We start from the raw sequence: 408 nt of genomic DNA, 5'->3' as shown, positions 1-408 counted from the left end.
ATCCAATACTCATCAGCCCACGTATGTACCGAAATCTGCGGCATAGCGGTGCAGGCCATCACGCGCATGCTCGACGTCGTCGGCCGGTACCTGTACGACAAACGAGGTGACGCCCGCTTCCGCGAGTTGGCCGAGATGGTCGCGGTGTTGCTCGGACGACATGGTGTCGTCAGTCAGGAATGCGCTCTGCGGACTCTGTACCTGAACTTCGATTGCCGCCGGATCTCGCCCCGCCTCTTCGGCCAACTCGTGGAGGTCCGCGATAGCCGTGGCCAATTCCGCGGGCGTAGTCAACGGCGGTGTGCGCGTGGTATTCGCGGTGTGCTCATCGAGAAGTAATGGAGTCCAGCCCTGAGCGAGGCGGGCAACCCTGCGCCGCCCGCTGCGACTGTTGCCGCCGATCCAAAT

General features: G+C 62.7%; 1 pseudogene. It reads right to left on the bottom strand.

The window, feature by feature from the left end:
* Nucleotides 1-12: 12 nt before the first annotated feature.
* Nucleotides 13-408 (bottom strand): annotated as a pseudogene (locus RNB18_RS53005) (hypothetical protein); the annotation flags it as partial.

Source organism: Streptomyces doebereineriae, from assembly GCF_031845645.1.
GTDB classification, from domain to species: Bacteria; Actinomycetota; Actinomycetes; order Streptomycetales; family Streptomycetaceae; genus Streptomyces; species Streptomyces canus.
This window is presented reverse-complemented; position numbering and strand designations above follow the sequence as displayed.